17 protein-coding genes are annotated in these 20817 nt (G+C 70.0%); 3 read left to right on the forward strand and 14 right to left on the reverse strand.

The features are described from left to right. Positions 1-11 precede the first annotated feature (11 nt). From Pla133_RS10610 to rnpA, 4 genes are read right to left on the reverse strand one after another with little or no spacing between them, the layout of a single operon-like run. Positions 12-836, reverse strand: coding sequence for an LOG family protein (locus tag Pla133_RS10610; RefSeq protein ID WP_145064959.1), 825 nt, complete (start codon positions 834-836; stop codon positions 12-14). 9 nt (positions 837-845) lie between these two features. Then, on the reverse strand, positions 846-2015 hold the full coding sequence (locus Pla133_RS10615) for a TolB-like translocation protein (protein ID WP_145064961.1): 1170 nt from the start codon (positions 2013-2015) through the stop codon (positions 846-848). Then, positions 2012-2398, reverse strand: a complete 387-nt coding sequence (gene yidD, locus Pla133_RS10620; RefSeq protein WP_419192348.1) for a membrane protein insertion efficiency factor YidD — start codon at positions 2396-2398, stop codon at positions 2012-2014. The genes Pla133_RS10615 and yidD overlap by 4 nt, the downstream gene beginning before the upstream one ends. After that, entirely contained in the window at positions 2395-2844 is a 450-nt protein-coding gene (gene rnpA / locus Pla133_RS10625) for a ribonuclease P protein component (RefSeq protein WP_419192349.1), read from the reverse strand. Before rnpA ends, yidD begins: the two co-directional genes overlap by 4 nt. A 111-nt stretch (positions 2845-2955) precedes the next feature. Between rnpA and Pla133_RS10630 the strand changes: the two genes are divergently transcribed. After that, entirely contained in the window at positions 2956-3921 is a 966-nt protein-coding gene (locus Pla133_RS10630; RefSeq protein WP_145064965.1) for a hypothetical protein, read from the forward strand. A 265-nt stretch (positions 3922-4186) separates the two neighbouring features. Further along, positions 4187-5515 (forward strand): L-lysine 6-transaminase, encoded by a 1329-nt coding sequence (gene lat / locus Pla133_RS10635; protein WP_145070841.1) that lies wholly within the window; start codon positions 4187-4189, stop codon positions 5513-5515. Between the two features lie 176 nt (positions 5516-5691). Here lat and rlmN read toward each other — a convergent pair whose 3' ends face one another. The 8 genes from rlmN to Pla133_RS10675 all read right to left on the reverse strand — a co-directional run bounded on the left by rlmN (position 5692) and on the right by Pla133_RS10675 (position 17827). Beyond that, positions 5692-6786, reverse strand: a complete 1095-nt coding sequence (gene rlmN, locus Pla133_RS10640) for a 23S rRNA (adenine(2503)-C(2))-methyltransferase RlmN (protein WP_145064967.1) — start codon at positions 6784-6786, stop codon at positions 5692-5694. Positions 6787-6800: 14 nt separating this feature from the next. Then, entirely contained in the window at positions 6801-7757 is a 957-nt protein-coding gene (locus Pla133_RS10645) for a hypothetical protein (RefSeq protein ID WP_145064980.1), read from the reverse strand. Positions 7758-7942: 185 nt separating this feature from the next. After that, complete coding sequence (gene clpX, locus Pla133_RS10650; RefSeq protein ID WP_145064982.1) at positions 7943-9469, reverse strand: ATP-dependent Clp protease ATP-binding subunit ClpX; 1527 nt, start codon at positions 9467-9469, stop codon at positions 7943-7945. A gap of 18 nt (positions 9470-9487) precedes the next feature. After that, positions 9488-10099 (reverse strand): ATP-dependent Clp protease proteolytic subunit, encoded by a 612-nt coding sequence (locus Pla133_RS10655; protein ID WP_145070843.1) that lies wholly within the window; start codon positions 10097-10099, stop codon positions 9488-9490. 438 nt (positions 10100-10537) lie between these two features. Further along, positions 10538-11821, reverse strand: a complete 1284-nt coding sequence (tig, locus tag Pla133_RS10660) for a trigger factor (protein ID WP_419192350.1) — start codon at positions 11819-11821, stop codon at positions 10538-10540. A 356-nt stretch (positions 11822-12177) separates the two neighbouring features. Next, positions 12178-13569: a dihydrolipoyl dehydrogenase gene (lpdA, locus tag Pla133_RS10665; protein WP_145064986.1), complete on the reverse strand. Its 1392-nt coding sequence runs from the start codon at positions 13567-13569 to the stop codon at positions 12178-12180. A 40-nt stretch (positions 13570-13609) separates the two neighbouring features. After that, entirely contained in the window at positions 13610-14929 is a 1320-nt protein-coding gene (gene odhB, locus Pla133_RS10670) for a 2-oxoglutarate dehydrogenase complex dihydrolipoyllysine-residue succinyltransferase (protein ID WP_145064988.1), read from the reverse strand. Between the two features lie 33 nt (positions 14930-14962). Continuing rightward, complete coding sequence (locus Pla133_RS10675) at positions 14963-17827, reverse strand: 2-oxoglutarate dehydrogenase E1 component (protein ID WP_145064990.1); 2865 nt, start codon at positions 17825-17827, stop codon at positions 14963-14965. Between the two features lie 212 nt (positions 17828-18039). Here Pla133_RS10675 and Pla133_RS10680 point away from each other — a divergent pair, with 212 nt between their 5' ends. Beyond that, positions 18040-18789 (forward strand): NAD-dependent deacylase, encoded by a 750-nt coding sequence (locus tag Pla133_RS10680; protein WP_145064992.1) that lies wholly within the window; start codon positions 18040-18042, stop codon positions 18787-18789. A gap of 183 nt (positions 18790-18972) precedes the next feature. Here Pla133_RS10680 and Pla133_RS10685 read toward each other — a convergent pair whose 3' ends face one another. Together Pla133_RS10685 and Pla133_RS10690 are read right to left on the reverse strand one after the other, a co-directional pair. After that, entirely contained in the window at positions 18973-20151 is a 1179-nt protein-coding gene (locus Pla133_RS10685) for an SGNH/GDSL hydrolase family protein (RefSeq protein ID WP_145064994.1), read from the reverse strand. Positions 20152-20412: 261 nt separating this feature from the next. Then, on the reverse strand, positions 20413-20808 hold the full coding sequence (locus Pla133_RS10690; RefSeq protein WP_145064996.1) for a PaaI family thioesterase: 396 nt from the start codon (positions 20806-20808) through the stop codon (positions 20413-20415). Between the last annotated feature and the right edge of the window lie 9 nt (positions 20809-20817).

The following is a 20817-nucleotide window of genomic DNA, read 5'->3' on the forward strand; positions in this document are numbered from 1 at the left end:
GTGGCGTCGGATCAAGTCCTGCCGTCCGTCGGTGTCGAGGCCAGGTCCTCGTCGGGCCGAGCCTCCGACTCGTCTGTGTGGGGGTAGGGGCGCGTCTCGCCCAGCACGCGAGCCGGACGGGGGCGGGGCGCCCGCTCGGCCGGTGCGATGCCCCGGATGTGGTCCAGGGCCTGGCCGACGTCGTCGGTGAACAGGAACAGGTTCGGATCCGAGGGCGAGATCGTGCCCTCCTCGACCATCCGCCCGCGCACGAACGCGACCGCCTCGGCCCAGTAGTCGGTGCCCATCAGCACGATCGGGAAGTTCGGAACCTTGCCGGTCTGCACCAGGGTCGCGGTCTCGAACAGCTCGTCGAGGGTGCCGAACCCACCGGGCAGGATCGCGAAGGCCAGGGAGTACTTGACCAACATCACCTTGCGCACGAAGAAGTGGTCGAACTCGACCATGCGGTCCAGGTAGGGATTCGCCGTCTGCTCGTGGGGCAGGGTGATGTTGCAGCCCAGGCTCAGACCGCCGCGCTCGTGGGCGCCGCGATTGGCGGCCTCCATGATCCCTGGACCACCCCCGGTCATGGTTCCGTAGCCGGCGTCGGCGAGGGCCCCGCCAAGCTCCCGCGCCAGGGCGTACCAGCGATGGTCCGGTCCGAAGCGTGCCGAGCCGAAGACCGTGACGCAGGGGCCGGCGAAGGCCAGGGCGCGGAAGCCTCGGATGAACTCGCCGAAGATGCCCGCGGCCCAGCGCAGGTCCTCGAGTCGCCGCTGGGGGCCGGCGAGGAAGCGGCGCGTGTCACGGTGTCGCTTCGACGAACCGCGACCGGCTTGGCTCGGCTTGGTCAAACGCCGACCTCAGTCCTTCCACTGGGCGATGAAGACGTTGGTCTCGCCCGGTAGGGTTCCGCCGCGGTTGGAGGAGAAGGCCAGCCAGCGACCGTCGGGACTGAAGATCGGGAAGGAATCGAACCCGTCGTAGGTCGTCACCCGACGCGCCTCGCCGCCGCTGGCGGGGATCGAGAACAGGTCGAAGTTGCGCGAGCGCCCTTCCACGTGGTGGTTGCTGGAGAAGATCACCCGCGAGTCGTCGGGATAGTAGAAGGGCGCCCAGTTGGCGCGGCCCAGGTCGGTCAACTGGCGCCGGTTCGAGCCGTCGGCGTCGCAGACCATGAGCTCCATGTCGCTGGGGCGGACCAGATCCATCTCCATCAGCTGCGCGAACTCGGCCTGCTCCGCCTCGCGGTTCTCGGCCGAGAACTTGGTGCTGCGGAAGATCAGCTTGGTGCCGTCGTGGCTGAAGAAGGCTCCGCCGTCGTAGCCGGGCGAATCGGTGATCTGGACCACGTCCGTGCCATCGAGGGCGCAGGTGTAGAGCTCCGGGTCACCGGTCCGCGTGGAGGTGAACACGATGCGGTCGCCCAGGGGGGACACCGTCGCCTCGGCGTCGTAGCCGGGGCCGCCGATCAAGAGGCTCGTGACCCCCGTCTCGAGGTTCGTGGTGTAGATGTCGTGCTCGGGGTAGACCTGCCAGACGTACCCGAGGCTGCGGTCCGGCGGGGGCGGGCAGGTCTCGTGGGCGGCGCCGGTGGAGGCGTAGATCACCTCGCGGCCCGAGGGCATGAAGTAGGCGCAGGTGGTCACGCCGCGTCCGTCGGAGACCTGCCGCAGGGCGCCGGTGCCGGGGTCGGTGGCGTAGATGCGGTCGCACTCGATGCCGGCGACCAGGTTGCGTCGCTGCAGGGAGAGGCGGCTGCCGTCGAAGCTCCAGTAGGCCTCGGCGTTCTCACCGCTGGCGGTCAGCATCCAGAGGTGGGCGAAGTTGCCCTCGTCGCCTTCGATCAAGTGATCGGAGAGCACCGCCCCGGGGATCGGCGGGGAGAGGACCGGGATCGACTGCGTCTCGTCCACAGCCGACACGTTCGTCGAAGTAGCAGCCTCCTCTTGGCCAAGGGAGTTCGTGAGGGCGAACAGGGGCGCGACGGCGGCGAGGGCGAAGCTGCCCTTGATGATGGGAGTGGAGATCACGGGATCGAGCTGTCGTGGGTAGGGGCGGATTCGCGGCTCTCTTCGGCCATGGACGCGCGGGGTTCCATGCGCGCGGTGAACCAGGAGGTCACAAGGCGCGCTGTCGCAGGGGTCCTGCGGTCGAAGGGGCTGTTCGGGACGGGGTCGAGGCCGGGGTCGCTGAAAGGATGGCAGCGCAGCACTCGGCGGATTCCGAGCCAAGTCCCGCGCAGGACCCCGTGCAGCTCGATCGCCTCGCGGGCGTAGCCGCTGCAGGTGGGGCGGAAGCGACAGGTGGCCGGGGTGTACGGCGACACGAGGCGCGCGTAGGCGCGGATCGGCAGGACCGCCAGCCAGCGGGCTGCGCGGGCGAGGGCGGGGGGACGCAGGGCCTGCGTGGTCACGACGAGCGGCCTCCGCGCCGGCGGCGGCGCTTGGCCAGGGCCTCGTGGCTGAGCTGCACGAGCTCGGCGCGCAGGTCGTCCAGGCCGGGACGAATCGCTGGATGGGATCCGATCACGATCACGTCGACGCCGGCGGGCAGGTCACGGTAGCTCAGGCGGAAGGCCTCACGGACCAGGCGCCGCACCCGGTTGCGCGGCACGGCCCGGCGGAACACGCGCTTGCCGATCGAGAGGCCCAGGCGGGTGCAGCCCAGGTCGTTGGGAGCCACGGCCAGGGTCACCCACTGCCCGCGCGCGCGGCCGCCGCGACGGTAGACGCGCTCGAACTCCCGCTGGAGCCGCAGTCGCATCCAGCCCTCGAAGCGCTCGCCGCGCTGCTGGGGCGTCGGAGCGGGGGCCTCGGCGTCGCCGGCGGGGGCTTCGGGGTCGTCGGATGACACGAGCACGGCGACTAGCATGCCCCCTGGCCACCCCGCGGCCAACCGGCGCCAGGTTCGAGTTGAGGCCGGCGCGCTCGGTCCTGGGCCGGGGCGGCGCCGGTCGCCATGATGTGCGCCGTGCGAGGACATCTGATCGGGGGCGAAGAGCGGCCGGGGGCCGGCAGCGGTGCAGTCGAGGCCGGCGGCTCGTCCTGGTCGCGGGCCAACTCGATCGACCTCGAGCGGGCCCTGGGCGAGCTGTCCCCCGTCGAGCCCGACTCGGCTCTGCGCAGCTTGGCGTTGGCCGGGGATTGTCTGGCGGAGTCGGCGGGCGAGTGGCTGGGCCTGCGCCTGGGCTTGAGCGCCGGCGAGGGGGTGGTGCTGGCCGCGGAGGCGGCGGCCCAACGCTCGCCTGTCCCGCTGTCTGACGGGGAGGCCGGTCGAGGGCCCCGAGTGTTGCGCGCGGGCTGGCGCGGCCTCCTGGGCGACCTGGCGGCCGCCCTGGGCGAGGCCTTCGCCGCCGGACGCCCGGCCTTGATCCTGGCCGATCCCCTGCTGCCCGAGTTGGCGCACAGCTTCGGCGAAGTGCTCCTGGAATGCGGGCTACCGGCGCACGCCGTGGCCGTGCTGCACGCTTGCGGGGACGACCTCGACGCGCCCTTGGAGGCAGTCGGACTTGAACCGCGTCCGATCGTCGCCCTGCGCGGGGGCGTGTTGCGGGTGGGGCCCGAGGACGATCCCGAGGCAGCCGCCAGCCACGCGATCCAGGCCGCCTTCAGCCGTGTACCCAGCCTCGTGGGACAGCGCGGCTTCGGGCCGCGTCTGGTGAGCTGCGAACCGCGACTGCTCTCGGTCTTCACCGAGAGCCTGCTCCTGGAACTCGAGGAACTAGGTCGCGCCACACGCTTGGCCGCCATCGAGCCGCGGAGCAAGCGCGCCCTGGAGCGCGCGGTCGAGCGCGCCCTCGACATCGGGGCGACGCCGATCTGGGGCTGCGAAGGCACCTTCGGACCCTGCGTGATGACCAACCTGGAGCCCGGTACCCTGCCGCCAGCCCCGGGACTGCCCCTGTTGCTGCTCTCGCGCTCGTGTCCCGACGAGTGAAGGCCGCGTGACGGCGGGGGCGGGACGGGGGGAGCGGGGTCGGAACGGCGCGGCCCAGGGGCTAGTATCTGGTCTCCGAGCCTGCCCCAGTGCCCCGGGGCCGGCTCCAGGGGCTCCAGGCCCCACCCGGGGACCCTGCTGGCGCGTCGCGCGACGGCGGTCTCCTCGATGGGTTCGCAGGCGGGCGGAATCCACGGGCGCTCGACGCCTCGACCAGCCCGCGCGCACCCGTCCGAGGGCGCATTTCTCCCAGGAGACCACGATGATCCGACCGACCGACGTCCACGAGCACCTCGCTCGCCACCAGTTGGCCGACGGCTTCCCCATGGTCCTCGACCTCGAGAAGTCCCACGGCGTTTGGCTGCGAGACTCCGTGTCCGGGAACGAGTACCTCGACTGCTTCACCAGCTTCGCCTCGTGGCCCTTGGGCTACCGGCACCCCGGTCTCGACGACCGGGCCTTCCGCGACGAGCTGCTCGAAGCGGCGCTCAACAAGCCGGCCAACTCCGACCTCTACACGACGTCGATGGCCGAATTCGTCGACGCCTTCGCCTCGCGCGTGACGCCCGCTTCGCACCCGCATCACTTCTGGATCTCCGGTGGAGGTCTGGCGGTCGAGAACGCGATGAAGACGGCCTTCGACTGGAAGGCGCGCAAGCTCGGCCGAACCAAGATGACCGACTCGGTTCAGGACCTGGTCATCCTGCACTTCCGCCAGGCCTTCCACGGGCGCACCGGCTACACCATGAGCGTCACCAACACGCTGCCGGACAAGGTGGGGTTGTTCCCGAAGTTCGACTGGCCGCGGGTCCATAACCCCGCGATGGTGGTCGACAACCAAGGCAAGATCGTCAACGACATCGAGGCCGAGGAGGCGCGGGCCTGCGCCGAGATCGAGGCGGCGTTCGCCCAGTCGGGCCAACACGTCGCGGCGATCCTGATCGAGCCGATCCAGGGCGAGGGCGGCGACAACTACTTCCGACCCGAGTTCCTGCGCAAGCTGCGGGCCTACGCCGACGAGCGCGAGGCCCTGTTGATCTTCGACGAGGTCCAGACGGGCTTCTTCGGTACCGGTAGCCCCTGGTGCTGGCAGATCTACGGCGTCGAGCCCGACGTCGTGGCCTTCGGCAAGAAGACCCAGGTCTGCGGGATCTACGCCAACCGACGCGTCGACGAAGTCGAGGACAACGTCTTCCACCGCTCCAGCCGCATCAACTCGACCTGGGGCGGCAACCTGGTCGACATGGTGCGCTGCCGGCGCTTCATCGAGATCATCGAAGCCGACGGTCTGGGTGAGAACACCGCCGCGCGGGGCTGCCAGGTGGTGGGTGGGCTGCGCGCGGTGGCAGCCGAGACCGGTGCGTTCAGCAACGTGCGCGGGATGGGCTCGTGGGTGGCCTTCACATTCGAGGACGGACCGACGCGGAGTCAGTTCCTGGCGCGCCTGCGCGACGAGGTCAAGATGTTGGCCCTGCCGTCGGGCACGAGCTCGGTGCGTCTGCGGATGCCGTTGATCCTCAGCGAGAGCGAAGGTGACGAGGTCATCGGGCGGATCCGCGCGACGGCGGAGAAGGGCGCGAAGGCGCCGGCCTAGTCACCCCCCCCCGTAGGCGCTCGTGCGGGACGTACGGTGCCGTGGACGTACGGTGCCGGGATCATTTGTCCCAACGGCCGCCGTCCGCGCTGCGATTCGCAGCGCGGACGGCGGCCGTTGGGACAAATGATCCCGGCACCGTACGTCCACGGCACCGTACGTCCCGCACGACCTGCTCAGCCGGGCAGGTGCTCCTGGCGCAGTTGGCCGCAGGCCGCGTCGGCCTCGAGCCCGCGCGACCAGCGCACCGTCGCCACCAGGCCGCGCTCTTCGAGGTCGGCCCGGAAGGCGTCAACCGTGGCGCCTGACGGCCGGCGCCAGCGGTCACCGGGCACCGGGTTGTACGGAATCAGGTTCACGGTCGCGCGGCGACCGGAGAGGCGCTCGGCCAGGTGTGCGGCGTGGTCCGGGGTGTCGGTCTCTTCGCCCAGCAGAACGTACTCGTAGGTCACCTCGCGCCCCGTGGCCCGGAACCACTCGTCACCCGCCTCGAGGACCTCCTCGATCGGCACGCCCGCCATCAGCGGGACCAGCTCGTCCCGTTGGTCGTCGTAGGGCGTGTGCAGCGAGATGGCCAGTTGGAAGCGGGGACGCTCCTGGGCCAGGCTGCGGACGCGGTCGGGGAAGCCGACCGTCGAGACGGTCAACTTGCGTGCGCCGATGCCCATCTCGTCGTGGACCACGCCGAGGGCGAAGCGCACGGCGGACAGGTTGAGCAGCGGCTCGCCGATCCCCATCACCACCGAGCGGGACAGGGGGCCGGTCTGGGCGCCGCGCACGTACTGCTCGAGGATCTCGTGCCCCTCGAGGTTGCGCTCCAGGCCCCACTTGCCGGAGGCGCAGAAGGGACAGCGGACCGGGCAACCCACCTGGGTCGACACGCACAGGGTCGCACCGCGCCCCGAGCGGAGCGACGGGATGTAGACCGTCTCGACGCTGCCGCTGATCCCGCGGCGCGGGGTCAACCTCGTCAGGAGCTTGATCGCGCCGTCGCGGGCGGTGTGTCGGTCGGCCTCGGTCCCGGTGAGGATCGGCAGGTCAGCGGCCAGGGACTCGCGCAGGCGGGCCGAGAGGTCGGTCATCGCGCCGTAGTCCACGAGGCCGCGTTCGAAGACGTGCTTGCGGATCGAGCGCGCGTGGAACGCTCGACCGCCGCGGGCGACCACTTCGGCCTCGGTCTGTTGCGGCGTCAGGGCCAGCAGGCTCGTCGGAGCCTGGTCCCGTTCCTCGCCCTGGGGCGGGTCCACTGAATCGAGCTCGGTGTCGTCCACGTCGGCCTCGCGGCTCAGGCCTGGGCCAGGCGCTCTCGCAGGGCCTTGGCGATCTCGTGGGACGCGTTGATCGCCGCTTCCAGGCTGGGCGGGTTGGCTCCGCCTACCGCCTTGTGACCACCGCCGCCAAAGGCCTCCATCAGCTCGCCCACGTGCAGCGGGTGCTCGGGCTTGTTCCAGGGATTCTCTCCGGCGGAGACGTGGAACCCGGCGCGGGTGGGGATGACCCCCACGCAGTAGTGCACTTCCGGGTAGTGGTAGAAGGGAGCGAAGCGCTCGCGGCGGATCTTGTTGCTGGAGGCGTCGTACAAGAGCACGTCGTTCTCCACCGAGTGCACGGTGGGGACGAACTGGCGCAGGGCCTTGTCGCGATTGCGCGCTGCGCGCTCGTAGGCCCGCTCGACGTCGGGCCGCGCCGCGATCTCCGCCAGGCTCTGCGTTCGCATCGCCTGGGCCAGGGTGTCGGTCCAGTTGGGCTCCGGCGGGACCGAGAGCGAACGCATGATCCGCAGGGCCGGATCCTCGCCGAACAGGGCCTGGTCGACGCTCTCGAAAAGTGCGGCGTCGATGATGTCCGACCAGCGCGCCATCTCCTGGAAGCGCGCGTTGGCGACGTAGCCCCAGTGCTCGGCCGCGTGTCGCAGGATCAGGGGCGGGCAGGAGGGCGAACTCTCGTCCCAGGCCCAGCGGTCGCTGGGCTCGTAGGCCGCGCGCAGCTCGGGGGTCAGGAACGTGGTCGGGTGGTGGTCGAACCAGTATTCCGCCCGCGGGTGGAAGTGGAAATCGACCACGGCGAAGCGCAGTCCCTCGGCGAAGGAACTCCAGTTGGTGCGCTGGTCGTAGTTGACGCTGCTGAGCCGGATGTCCTGCTCGCCGCGCACTTTCTCGAGAACCCGGGCCAGGACGGCCCCGGAGACCATGCCGTCGAAGTCTCGGTGGTACCGGATCCAGAGGGGTTGCTGCTCAGTCATAGTCGCCGCCCTCCCGGACGGGCCGAGACCATAGCACCTTGGCGATGGGGGAGCACCGCCCGCTTCGAGCGCCGGCCGTGGAACGTGCGCCACCGCGGAGTGGGTCGCGCGCCTCTTGCGCGAGTGGGCGCGCCCGCCTTGCTGACGACGGGCGCTCGACCCGCCCTCTCTGCCGGCTGGTCCCGTCAGGCGCTCTCGCGCTCGACGTCGCCGTCCTGGTCTTCGCCCTCGGAGTCTTCGTCATCGCCGTCGGCGTCCCGAATCACGACCCCGTCCTCGTCCAAGCCCTCGGCGACCAGCCCGCGGGCCAGTTGCTTGCGGCCGCGGACCACGTCCTCGTCGACGGTGAAGAGGTGGGTGTCGGTGCGGTTGGGGAGCTCGTAGAGCAGGTCCAGGAGGATCTCCTCCAGGATCGAGCGCAGGGCTCGAACCCCGGTCTCGCGCTCCAGCGCCACGTCGGCGATCGCCGCGAGGCCCGCCTGGTCGAAGGCCAGTTCGGCCCCCTCCATCGCGAACAGGCTCTGGAACTGACGAATCAGAGCATTGCGCGGCTCGGTCAGGATACGGACCAGGTCGTCGCGCTTGTGGCGGTCGAGGCTGACGGTCACGGGCAGGCGCCCGACGAACTCGGGGATCAGCCCGAACTCCACCAGGTCACGCGGCGACACGAAGCGCAGCAGCTCCTCGCGGGTGAGGTCGCTGGTCAGGCGCGGCTTGGTCTGGTTCAGGGAGCCGAGCAGGGGGACATCCGCTTCCCCGTTGTCGATGTAGCGCGAGAAGCCCACCGGATCCTGGCCGATGCGTCGCCCGATCACGTCCTCGATGCCGCTGAACGTCCCGCCACAGACGAACAGGATGTTGGACGTGTCGACCTGAATGTAGGCCTGTTCGGGGTGCTTGCGGCCGCCCTGGGGCGGCACGTTCGCGACGGTGCCCTCGAGGATCTTGAGCAGCGCCTGCTGCACGCCCTCGCCGGAGACGTCGCGGGTGATCGAGACGTTGGACGTCGTGCGACCGATCTTGTCGATCTCGTCGATGTAGACGATGCCCTGCTGGGCGCGGTCCTTGTCGAAGTCGGCCGCCTGGAGCAGCTTCAGCAGGATGTTCTCGACGTCCTCGCCGACGTAGCCGGCCTCGGTCAGCGTCGTGGCGTCCGCCATGGCGAACGGTACGTCGAGCATCCGCGCCAGGGTCCGTGCCAGCAGGGTCTTGCCCGAGCCGGTGGGGCCCACCAGCAGCACGTTCGACTTCTCGATCTCGACCTCGCCCATGCTGGCCGGGTCGAGGCTTTGGCTGCGCAGACGCTTGTAGTGGTTGTAAACGGCGACGGCGAGGACCTTCTTGGCCCGCTGTTGACCAATCACGTACTCGTCGAGCCGGCGCGCGATCTCGATCGGGGTGGGCAGGCGCCGCGCCTCGAGGGGCTCGGCCTTGGAGCCTTGCCCGACACCCTCGGCGCGTTTGGCCGCCTCGCCCGGGCGCTGCTCCCCGGCGCGCTGGCCGGTCCCGCGCCGCTCCTCCGCCGTCCGACCGCGGGCCGCGTCAGGCGAACGCCGCTGCTCCTCCTGCAGGATCGAGTTGCAAATATCGATGCACTCGTTGCAGATGTAGATCCCCGGAGGACCCGCGATCAGGGACTGGACCTGATGGCGGGTCTTCTCGCAGAAGGTGCAGCGTTCGACGTGGCGGCCGCGGCCGGAGGTGCGGGTCATGAGGCGATCGTAACCCGATCAGGCGGTGGGCGCAGCGTCGGGGCGGCTGACGACGTGGTCGATCAGGCCGAAGGCCTTGGCTTCGTCGGGGCTCATGAAGTTGTCCCGATCGCAGGCCGCGGCCAACTCCTCGGGGCTCCGGCCGCTGTGCTGGGCCAGGATCGCCTCGAGGTTCTTCTTCATCTTGAGGATCTCGGCGACCTGGATCTCCATGTCCCGAGCGGTGCCCTGGGTGCCGCCCCACGGCTGGTGGATCATGACCCGGGAGTTGGGCAGGGCGTAGCGCTTGCCGGCGGCACCCCCGGCCAGGAGCACGGCGCCCATCGAGGCGGCCTGCCCCAGGCAGTAGGTGCAGACGGCCGGCTGGATGAACTGCATCGTGTCGTAGATCGCGAGCCCCGCGGTGACCGAGCCACCAGGGCTGTTGATGTACAGGTGCACGTCCTGCGCCTTGTTCATCTTGTCGAGGAACAGGAGCTGCGCCATCACGATGTTCGCGATGTTGTCGTCGATCCCGGTCCCGATGAAGATGATCCGCTCCTCCATCAGGCGGGAGTAGATGTCGTAGGCGCGTTCGCCGCGACCGGTCTTCTCGACGACGTAGGGGATGGTGAAGCTCTGGGCGTCCATTCTTGCTTTCTGCACTCGAGGGCAGATGTGCGTTGGGCTGAGGGTGTGTGAGTTCGAGGGGGCTCGTCCGTCGACGAGTCCAGGCACGCAAGAGCGTTCCGTCCTCCAGTCGGTGATAGCCCTAATGTCGACCGGGTACCAGGGGATTCTGAGGGGGCTAGCGGGGAAGATCTTTCCTTACCCGGGTCGGAACACCAGATCTTGGAATCACGGCTGGTCCGCGCGGCTCGATCCGACGGTTGTCCTGCAATCGCGGGCGAGCCCGTCAGGCGAGGTCGACTCCCGCGCGGGCGGCAGCTGCGCGCGGCGGCAGCGATCCCGCGCGCCTGCAACTGGCGGGGCGGAGGGCCGTGACTTGCGGCGCACGCCGCTGCGTCGGGGCCCTCTGCCTCGAAGCTCCGGCGACTGGCCGGATGCTCGAGGCCGAGGGCCCGGCGCTCAGGCCGGCGTCGCGATCTCGGCCGACTCGCGGATGTGCTTGCGAACCTTGCGCTCCAGCAGCTCGACGGCGAGTTGCTGCATGAGCTGGTTCTCCTGGTAGTACTTCAGGACCTCGTCGAACTGGGCGCGGTTGCGGCCGGCAATCTGGCGCAGCTCGGCGATCATGTCGTCGCGGCTGACCTCGATCGACTCCGTCTCGCCGATGGCCTCGACCAGGAACAGGGCGCGCAGGGACTTCTCCGCGGCGACCCGGGTGGCCTCGGCATCCCGCTCGACCGCGGTCTGGGCGTCCTCTTCCGAGTTGCCCTGGCCGACGAGCTGTTGGACCGCGCTCGAGATGCGGGCCTGGATCTGCGCTTCGAGCATCTGCGACGGCAGGTCCATGGGGTGGTTCTCGATCACGCGATCGAAGAGCTCGGATTCGAGGCGCTGCTCTTCCTGGCGCTGCTTGAACGCAGTCACCTGCTCGCGGACCTTGACCCGCAGGTCGGCGGCGTCGTCGGCTCCGAATTGCTTGAGGAGATCCTCCTCGGGGGGCAGCTCGAGCTTGAAGACCTGGCTCAACTCCACGCGGCAGGTGCCCTTCTCGCCGCGCAGCTCCGCCCGCTCGAACTCGTCGGGGAAGACCATCTCGAAGTCGTGGGTCGAACCCTCGGCCGCACCGGTCAGGGCAGCTTCGAAGGCTTCGGCCTCGACACCCATGGGCGGGGTGGTCGGGGAGAGGCGCAGACCCTCGCGGGCGGCGACCTCTTCCTCGCCGTTCAGGAAGGTGATCTTGGCCAGGGCCATGCCGTCCTTGGGCAGGCCGTCTTCGCCGGCGGCCTCGGGGCGCGCCTGCTGGCGACGCACGTCCTCGATGGTGCCCTCGACCTCCTCGTCGGTGACCTCGATCGCCTGGCCTTCAATCGCCAGGCCCTGGTAGCCGGCCAGCTCGAACTCGGGGCGCAGCTCGATGGTGAAGGCGTAGGAGAGCTCGGAGCCCTTCTCGAACTTCGGCTCCTCCTTGATCCGCGGTGCGGCGGCGGGACGCAGGGACTCCTGCTCGACCGCTTGGCGCAGGGCCGAGTCGAGGAAGTGGCGCACGGTGTCCTGCGCCACGGCCTCGCCCGAGAACTTCTCGATCACGTGGGCCGGGACCTTGCCGGGTCGAAAGCCCTTCATGCGGACTTGCTTGCCGGCCTTGGCCAACCGCGACTTGTACTGGGTCGCGACCTCGTCGGAGGGGGCGGTGAACTGGATCCGGGCCTCGCAGGGACCGGTCTTCTCGACTTGGACGTCCACGGTGGGAGTGGGCTGGTTCGGGGCAGCGCGGCGTGCGCGGAGGGGTTGACAGGGCTCGACCGGGAGGCGCGGGGAGGGTCCGAGGGATCCTCGGCGACCGCGGACGAGCCCGAGAGAATAGCGCCGGTCGCCGTCGCCCGTCCACCGCGGGGGGGTGGCGTGGCCGAGAGTCGGAGGCCGCCCGGCTCGATCCGACCCGCGCCTGGCAGGATCGAGGGGGGGGGGCCGGTTCGCGATGGCCGGCCGGCAGCGCGGCCGGGGCCACCGGGCGTCGAACCGCACGGCGCAGCGCCGCGCTTGCCACCTGGGCGTCGGAGCGCGCCCAGGGGTGGGGCCGCGGCCGGCCCGGGTTGGGGTCAGCTATGGATGGCCCGTCCGTCCACGTCCATGGCGGCCTCCTTGAGGACCTCCGCCAGGGTCGGGTGGGCGTGGCAGGAGCGGGCGATGTCCTCGGCGCTGGCGCCGAACTCCATGGCCACCGCGGCCTCGGCGATCAGGTCCCCGGCGCGGGCCCCGATGATGTGGACCCCCAGGACCCGGTCGGTCTCGGCGTGGGCCAGGACCTTGACCTTCCCACTGGTCTGGCCGAGGGCCTTGGCGCGGCCGTTGGCGATGAACGGGAAGCTGCCCGAGCGGTAGGGCACGTCGTCGCGCTTCAGCTCCTCCTCGGTGCGTCCGACCGAAGCGACCTCGGGATGGGTGTAGACCACGTTGGGGATCGCGCCGTAGTTCACGTGGCCACCGCCGTTCGCGATCCGCTCGGCCACGGCCACGCCCTCGTCCTCGGCCTTGTGGGCCAGCATCGGTCCCGCGATCACGTCGCCGATGGCGTAGATGTGTGGGACGGCGGTGCACCGGTGGTCGTCCACGGCGATCCGACCGCGCTCGTCGGTCGACAGGCCGGCGGCTTCGAGGCCCAGGCCCTCGGTGTTCGGGATGCGTCCCACGGCCAGCAGCACGCGGTCGCAGCGGATGGGGTCGCGCCCCTCGACCTCGACCACGGCGCCATCGCCGTCGGCCCGTGCACCCGTGACGCGCGCGCCGAGCTCCAACTTCAGGCCCTGCTTCTTGAAGAGCTTCCCGGCCTCCTTGGAGATCTCGGCGTCCATCCCCGGCAGGACCCGGTCGGCGTACTCGAGCACGGTCACTTCGGCGCCCAGGCGGTGCCAGACCGACCCCAACTCCAGGCCGATGGCGCCGGCTCCGATCACCACCAGGTGATTCGGAACGGCGTCGAAGGACAGGGCTTCGGTGCTCGTCACGACCCGCTCGCCGTCGACCTCGACGCCGCGCAGGGGCGCGACCTTGGAGCCGGTCGCGATAACGATGTCGGTCGCCGTGAGCTCGGTCCGGCCATCGGCGCCCTCGACCAGCACCTTGCCTGCGCCGAGCAGCTGACCGCTGCCCTTGAAGTGGGTCACCCCGTTCTTCTTGAACAGGAAGGCCACGCCGCCGGTGAGCCCCTCGACCGTCTTGTCCTTGCGGGCCAACATCGTCGCCAGGTCGAGGGTCGGCGCGGGCACGCCGATCCCGTGAGCCGCGAAGTCGTGCCCGGCCTGGTGGAACAGCTCGGAGGACTCGAGCAAGGCCTTGCTGGGGATGCAGCCGATCCGCAGGCAGGTTCCGCCGAGGGCGTCCGCCTTCTCGACGCAGGCCGTCTTGAGCCCGAGCTGCGCCGCGCGGATCGCAGCCACGTAGCCGCCGGGGCCAGCGCCGATGATGACGACGTCGAAAGTGGTCTCGCTCATGGGGTGGGTCGGGTGTGGGTGTGTCGGCCGAGGGGACCGCTCACACCTCCATCAGCATGCGGCTGGGATCCTCGAGGCACTCCTTGACGCGCACGAGGAAGGTGACGGCTTCGCGACCATCCACCAGGCGGTGGTCGTAGGTCAGGGCCACGTACATCATCGGTCGGACGACCACCTGACCGTCCACGGCCACCGGCCGCTGCTCGATCTTATGCAGTCCGAGGATGCCGCTTTGGGGCGGGTTGACGATCGGGGTCGACAAGAGCGAGCCGTAGACCCCGCCGTTGCTGATCGTGAAGGTGCCGCCTTGCAGCTCCTTGAGCGCGATCTTGTTGGCCTTGGCGCGAGCGCCGAAGTCGGCGATGGTGGTCTCGATCTCGGCGAAGCTCATGGCCTCCGCGTTGCGCAGGATCGGAACCACCAGGCCCTTGCCGCCGCCGACGGCGATGCCGATGTCCTGGTAGTGCCGGTAGGCGATGTCCGTACCACGCACTTCCGCGTTGATCGCCGGCACCTGCTTGAGGGCGTCGACGCAGGCCTTCACGAAGAAGGACAGGAACCCGAGGCGGGCGCCGTGGCGCTCCTCGAAGGCATCCTTGTGCTGCTTGCGAAGGGCCATCACGGCCGTCATGTCGATCTCGTTGAACGTGGTCAGAAGGGCAGCGGTCTGCTGGGCCTCGACCAGGTTCTGGGCGATGCGGCGGCGCAGCATCGACATGGGCACCACCTCCTCGTCACGCGAGCCGGCCGGCGGCGCGGCGGAGTCGGAGGCGGGCTTCGAGTTGCTCGCCGCAGTCTTGGAAGCAGTCTTGGAAGCGGTCTTGTCGGCGGGCTGGGCCAGCGCACGCTGGACGTCTTCCTTCAGCACCCGACCACCCGGACCGGTGCCCGAGACCGAACCCTCGGCCAGACCGGCTTCGTCCATCAACCTGCGGGCAGCGGGCATCACGTGCCCCGTACCGCCCGCGGCGGCAGCGCTCGACGTGGCTGCGGCCAACTCGGCCGTCCTGTTCGACGCGGCGCCCGCCTTGGACGGCATCGCCGCCGGAGGATCGGCCTGGGCCCCGGACTGCTCGGACGACTTCCCGCCTTCGGGTGACTTCCCGTCAGCGGTGGGAGCCGCGGACTCGTCGACGTAGCCGATCAACTCGCCCACGGCAGCCATCTCACCCTGCTGCTTCAGGATCTGGGTGACCACCCCGGCCACCGGCGAAGGCAGCTCGACGGTGGCCTTGTCGGACTCGATCTCGACCAGGGCCTCGTCCATGGCGACGCCCTGACCTTCGGACTTGAGCCAGGTGCCGATCTGGACCTCGGTGACGGACTCCCCGACCTCGGGGACTCGGAGTTCAGTGGCCATCGAATCGATTGCTTGGTGGGGGTGGAGGACCGCTCAGGCGGTTCCGAAGGCGCGGTCGACCAGCGCCGCCTGCTCGAGCTTGTGAGCGGCGGGCGAGCCCGTGGCGGGGACGGCGGAGGCGGGGCGGTAGACGCCCATGAAAGGATGCTTGCGCAGCACGTTCTGGTTGAACTGCGCCTGGGTCTGCAGGTACGGCCAGGCGCCCATGTTCTCCGGCTCTTCCTGGACCCAGTGGATCGGGAGGCCTTCGGCGTAGGGATCCAGGGCGTGGCGCAGGTCATCCTCGGTCAGAGGATAGAGCTGTTCCAGGCGCAGGAGGGCCACGTCGGTGCGCTCGTCCTGCTCGCGGCGCTCGATCAGGTCGTAGTAGACCTTGCCGGAGCAGAGCAGGATGCGCTCGACCTTGGCCGGATCGATCCGCTTGCCGTTCACTTCGCCCGCATCGGGCAGGACCCGATGGAAGTGCCCCGCGGCGCACTCCTCGAGAGTCGAGGTGGCGCTCGGCGAGCGCAAAAGGCTCTTGGGCGTCATCACGATCAACGGCTTGCGCCAGGGGCGCAGGACCTGGCGACGCAGCACGTTGAGGTACTGGGCCGGGGTGGTCGGGTTGACGATCTGGATGTTGTCCTCGGCCGCCAGGGCCAGGAACCGCTCCAGCCGCGCGCTGGAGTGCTCGGGACCCTGACCCTCGAAGCCATGGGGCAACAGCAGCACCAGACCCGACAGGCGTCGCCACTTGGTCTCGGCGCTGACCAGGAACTGGTCGATGATCACCTGCGCGCCGTTGACGAAGTCGCCGAACTGCGCCTCCCACATCACCAGCACGTCCGGCCGATCCAGGCTGTAGCCGTACTCGAAGCCCATCACGCCGACCTCCGAGAGGGACGAGTTGTGGATCTCGATCGAGCCCTGCTTCTCGGTCAGGTGGGCCAGGGGCATGTACGTCTCCCCCGTCTCGTAGTCGTGCAGCACGGCGTGGCGCTGGCTGAAGGTGCCGCGCTGGGAGTCCTGGCCGGTCAGGCGGATCGCGTTGCCCTCGGTCAAGAGCGAGGCCAGCGCGACGGCCTCGGCCGCGGCCCAGTCCAAGGGCCGCTCGCCGTGGGCCATCTCCAGGCGCTGGGCCAAGAGCCGCTTGATCTTCGCGTGGGGGGTGAAACCCTCCGGAACCTCGCACAGCCGCTCCAGCAGCGCCCCGAAGCGACCGGCGTCGCAATCGGTCACGATGCGCGGAACTTCGTGGTCCAGCCCGCCGCGGTAGTTGGTCCAGAAGCCGCCGAGGCTGCTGGTGTTCTTCTTGAAGTCGTCCTTGCGCGCCTCCGAGAGCTGCTGTTCGAGCACCTCACGGCGCTTGGCCTCCAGCTCGTCCGCGTCGGACTGGCTGATACCACCCAGGCTCGTGAGGCGCTCGAGGTAGCCCTCGCGCACCGACTTGCGCTGCTTGATCGCCTTGTACATCAGCGGCTGGGTGAACTCGGGCTCGTCGCCCTCGTTGTGCCCGTAGCGCCGGTAGCAGTACATGTCGATGACCACGTCCCGCTTGAAGGTGCGGCGGAACTCCAGGCCCAGCTTGACGACCTGGGCCACCGCCTCGGGGTCCTCGCCGTTGACGTGGAAGATCGGCACCTGCAGGAACTTGGCGATGTCGGTCGCGTAGGTGCAGGAGCGCGAGTCCGCGGGCGAGGTCGTGAAGCCGACCTGGTTGTTGACGACCACGTGCACCGTGCCGCCGGTGGCGTAACCCTCGAGCTGCGAGAGGTTCAGACTCTCCTGCACGACGCCCTGGCCGATGAAGGCCGCGTCGCCGTGGATCAGCACGCACATGCCCTCGCGCCGCTCGGTGTCGCCATGGCGATCCTGCTTGGCGCGCATCCGACCCAGGGCCACGGGGTTCACGAACTCCAGGTGGCTGGGGTTGAAGCACAGGGTCAGATGCACGTCGTGGCCGGCCTGGGTGGCGCGGTCGGACGAGTAGCCCAGGTGGTACTTCACGTCCCCGCGGCCCATCTGGTCCTCGGGGTTCTTGTCGGAGAACTCCGCGAAGATGTCGGCCGTGGGCTTGCCCATGATGTTCGCGAGCACGTTGATACGCCCGCGGTGGGCCATGCCGAAGACCACCTCCTGGACCCCGTGCCGCGCCGCCTCCTCGATCGCCATGTCGAGCAGCGGGATCAGGCTCTCGCCGCCCTCGAGGCTGAAGCGCTTGGCCCCCAGGAACTTCTTCTGGAGGAACTCCTCGAAGATCACCGAGTCGGTCAGGCAGGTCAGGATCCGCAGCTGCTCGTCGCGGGTGAGCGTGACCCGGTTGGTCGTGCTCTCCATGCGCTCGGTCAGCCAGTTCTTCACGTTCAGGTCGTCGATATGCATGAACTGCACGCCGATCGACCGGCAATAGGTGTCGTGCAGGCGCTCGATCGCCTGGCGCAGGGTGCCGGACTCGAGGCCGTAGATGGTCGCCGTCGAGAAGCGCCGATCGAGGTCCGCGTCGCTCAGGCCGTAGAAGCTCGTCTCGAGCTCGCGTTGGGGCGCGCGCGGCAGCCCGAGGGGGTCCAGTTGGGCGATCAGGTGCCCACGCACGCGGTAGGCGCGGATCAGTTGGTCGACGCGGTCCTGTTTGACCAGGCCCTCGTCGGTGACCGACCCATCGAGGGCGTGGGTGCCGAGCGCGCGACCGTTGCCGGAGGGGGCACCGGCCGCGGGCAGGGCCGCCCGAAACAGCCCGCTCTGGTGCCGGGCCGGCCCGAGCTGGGGGGTCGCCGCGAAGGCGTCGTCGCGCCGTAGGCGCTCGAAGTAGCTGCGCCAGTCGGGATCGACGGAGACGGGGTCGGCCAGGAACTGCGCGTACAGGTCCTCGGCGAATCCGAGGCTGGCGGCGTTCGGCAGGGGCGCTTCTTCGGACATGGGCGGGGGTGGGCCGTGCGCGGGCTTCGGGGGCGTTCGCCGGGGGGCGGCAGCGGTGGGGGGCGGCGCGCCCGGGAGCGGGCGCGAGAGGGCCTCGGCGATCGGACCTCGGGTGGTCGTCGACCGCGTCGTCGGCTCCACCGATGGGGAGAATACGAAAGGCCCACTTGCTAGTCCCGAGCACGGGGCGAATCCTCGCCCTGGGACCGACCATGAGCCATCGAACGCGAGACGACCTCCGAGTGGGCGGGGTGGTGGTGCTCACCGGAGCGGGCATCTCGGCCGAAGCTGGGCTGCCGACCTTCCGCGACGCCGGTGGCCTCTGGGAGGGGCACCGTCCCGAGGAGGTCGCTACCCCAAAGGCCTGGGCGGCGGATCCGGAGCTGGTCTGGCGCTTCTATCAGGCCAGGCGGGCCCGGCTCGGTGCAGTGCAGCCGGGACCCGCGCACCACTCGCTGGTCCAACTCGAGACCCGCTGCCAGCGAGCCGGTCTGGCCTTCACGCTCGTCACCCAGAACGTGGATGACTTGCACCAGCGGGCGGGATCGACGGTCCTGGCCATGCACGGACAACTGCGGCGTCTGCGCTGCGAGTCCTGTGGCAACGCCGTCCAGGACGCGGACTCGTTGGAGCCGAATCGATTCGTGCCCTGCGCCGCCTGCGGTTGGCACGCCCTGCGACCGGACGTGGTCTGGTTCGGCGAGGTGCCCCATGGCCTCGATCGGATCGAGCAGGCGCTGCTCGAGTGCGGCGTGTTCCTGAGCATCGGTACCTCCGGCGCCGTCTACCCGGCTGCTGGGCTGCTCTCGGTCGCCCGAGCCGCGGGGGCGCGGACGATCGTCAACTCCCTGGAGAGTCCCGAGAACCTGCATCCGGCGGATGACTTCAGACCCGGCCTGGCCAGCGAGGTGGTGCCGGCGCTCGTCGACGAGCTGACCGCGGACCTGCGACTGCCGCGCTAGTGTCCTGGATCAGAAATTCGGCGTTACTTCCCGGGTTCCGATCGCCGCTGGCGTCGTTGCGCCTCCTCCGAGTATCGCAGCGGATACGCGTCGTCGGCGCGCCTAGCCAGCATCGATCGGACCTCCGGGCAGTGACGCCGAATTTCTGATCCAGGACACTAGCGCGATCGGCGACGATGGGCGTCAGCGCCCCGGACGCTGCTCTTCCCAGCGGACCATCAGCGGCTTCAGCGCGCCTTCGAGGCACTCGGCCCAGCGCGCGTGGCCCAGGTCGTTGGGCAGCAAGCCGTCGCTGGAGCCCTCGCCGTCGGCGCCCGTGGGATCGGGGTTCTCGAGCAGGAAGATGTCCGTGACACCCTGGGCCTGCATGCGTTCGTAGCTCTTCACGAGCGCGGTACGGCGAGCTTCCCACTCTGCATCGAGCGCGGGCAGGACCGCCGCCGCAGCGGGGCGCGTACCCTTCACCAGCAGGATCTGCATCCGTGGCCGGGCTGCGCGCAGGCTCTGCACGAAGGTGCCCAGGTACTCGTCGATCGTGCCCACGTCACACTGGCCGACGATGTCGATCACGATCGCGGCCGCGTTGACCTCGGACAGCATCGCTCCGGCGGCCATGTCGACGCCGCCGGCGCCGAACAGGCCGATGTTCACCACGTCCCTGGCCATGCGACGCCGCAGGCGCGGGCCCAGGGCCGAGCCGGGGCGCGAGGCGCCGGCACCTTGGAAGGCGGCACCGCCGTAGAGCAGGATCGGGTACTCGCGCCCGCCCGTGAGGGCCGGGGCCGGCGTGACCTCGGCGTTCCCGGGGATCCCGAGCTCGAGCTTGCGCAGGCCGCGCAGGGCGGGGAGGCACAGCATGTACTCGGACTTGCCTTCGGGTAGCCCGACGACGAGCGCCGCGAGCTGGTCCTCGGCGGCTGCACTGGGCGTCGCGCCGGACAGCCAACGCCAGCCGAGCTGACCGTCGCGCACGTAGAGGTCCAGGCCACCAGCCAGACGCGCAGTCGATTCGGGGATCCCGGCCGCCGCAGGGGTCAGGGACCAGCGCACGAGGATCTCGTTGGCGTCGGTCTCGAAGCGGGCGGTGATCCCGGCCGGGGCGTTGCCGGCGCTCCAGGCGCTGGCGGACAGCCGGTCCCGCGCATTCGCTGGCAGGCGACCGAACGGCGTCGAGCGCTCCGGCCAGCCGATGCCCTCGATGGTCAGCTCGGCGACGTCGATCCAGTCCCAGGCGTCCGAGTTCGCCGGAGCGTCGGCCGTCGACTTCGGGGGCGCGACCACGGGGGCGACCTCGTCACCCCACGCAGCGGTCCCCAGGAGGACGACACCGACCAACCCCAGCCAACCCGCGAGCCGTTCCATCGACAGGCTCTTCGGCCACGGGAGGGAGCAGGTATGTAAGGAACGTGGAAATCGGAGCGCTTCGCCGCACAGTTCGGTCCGGGTCGGGAAAGTCTGCCGAGCTGCCGGCCCCGGCACGATTCGATGGGGCGCGAGCACGCGCCTCGCGAAGCGGCGCTCGCGCGCTCTTGGTCGAGATCGAGAACGCGGTCGCGGTCGCGGTCGCGGTCGACGCGGGTCGCGGGCGGAAGAATCTTCCCGCCACGGGCCGCGCGTTCGGGCTCAGGCGGATTCGGGCCGGCGAACGGCCCAGGTCCCGTGGGCCCGTGCCACCACGACGCCGTCATCTCGGATGCACTCGCCCTCCATGAAGGCGATGCTGCGCCCGGCGCGCGCGACGCGAGCGCTGGCGGTCAGCCGACCCTCGGCGGGGGCCAGGAACTGCACCGAGAACTGGACCGTCGCCGCCCGGGCGCCGGGCTCGAGCGAGCGCACCGCGGTGCGTCCCATGGCGCTGTCAAGCAGGGCCATGGCCACGCCACCGTGAACGACTCCCAACTCGTTGCGGAGGTTGTGCCCCTCCGGGAGCCGGACCAGGGAGGTGCCGTCCTCACGATCCTCGACTTCGAAGCCCAGGTGCTGGTTGAAGGACGAGAGCGGGGCCGGGTCCGGGGACATGGGAGCGGG

This window comes from Engelhardtia mirabilis (assembly GCF_007748095.1).
Taxonomy (GTDB): Bacteria; Planctomycetota; UBA1135; order UBA1135.

Coding starts and splice junctions, on each gene's coding strand:
- lpdA (WP_145064986.1), bottom strand. CDS start 13,569: ATGAGCGAGACCACTTTCGACGTCGTCATCATCGGCGCTGGCCCCGGC.
- Pla133_RS10690 (WP_145064996.1), bottom strand. CDS start 20,808: ATGTCCCCGGACCCGGCCCCGCTCTCGTCCTTCAACCAGCACCTGGGC.
- odhB (WP_145064988.1), bottom strand. CDS start 14,929: ATGGCCACTGAACTCCGAGTCCCCGAGGTCGGGGAGTCCGTCACCGAG.
- Pla133_RS10675 (WP_145064990.1), bottom strand. CDS start 17,827: ATGTCCGAAGAAGCGCCCCTGCCGAACGCCGCCAGCCTCGGATTCGCC.
- Pla133_RS10655 (WP_145070843.1), bottom strand. CDS start 10,099: ATGGACGCCCAGAGCTTCACCATCCCCTACGTCGTCGAGAAGACCGGT.
- Pla133_RS10680 (WP_145064992.1), top strand. CDS start 18,040: ATGAGCCATCGAACGCGAGACGACCTCCGAGTGGGCGGGGTGGTGGTG.
- clpX (WP_145064982.1), bottom strand. CDS start 9,469: ATGACCCGCACCTCCGGCCGCGGCCGCCACGTCGAACGCTGCACCTTC.
- Pla133_RS10645 (WP_145064980.1), bottom strand. CDS start 7,757: ATGACTGAGCAGCAACCCCTCTGGATCCGGTACCACCGAGACTTCGAC.
- Pla133_RS10685 (WP_145064994.1), bottom strand. CDS start 20,151: ATGGAACGGCTCGCGGGTTGGCTGGGGTTGGTCGGTGTCGTCCTCCTG.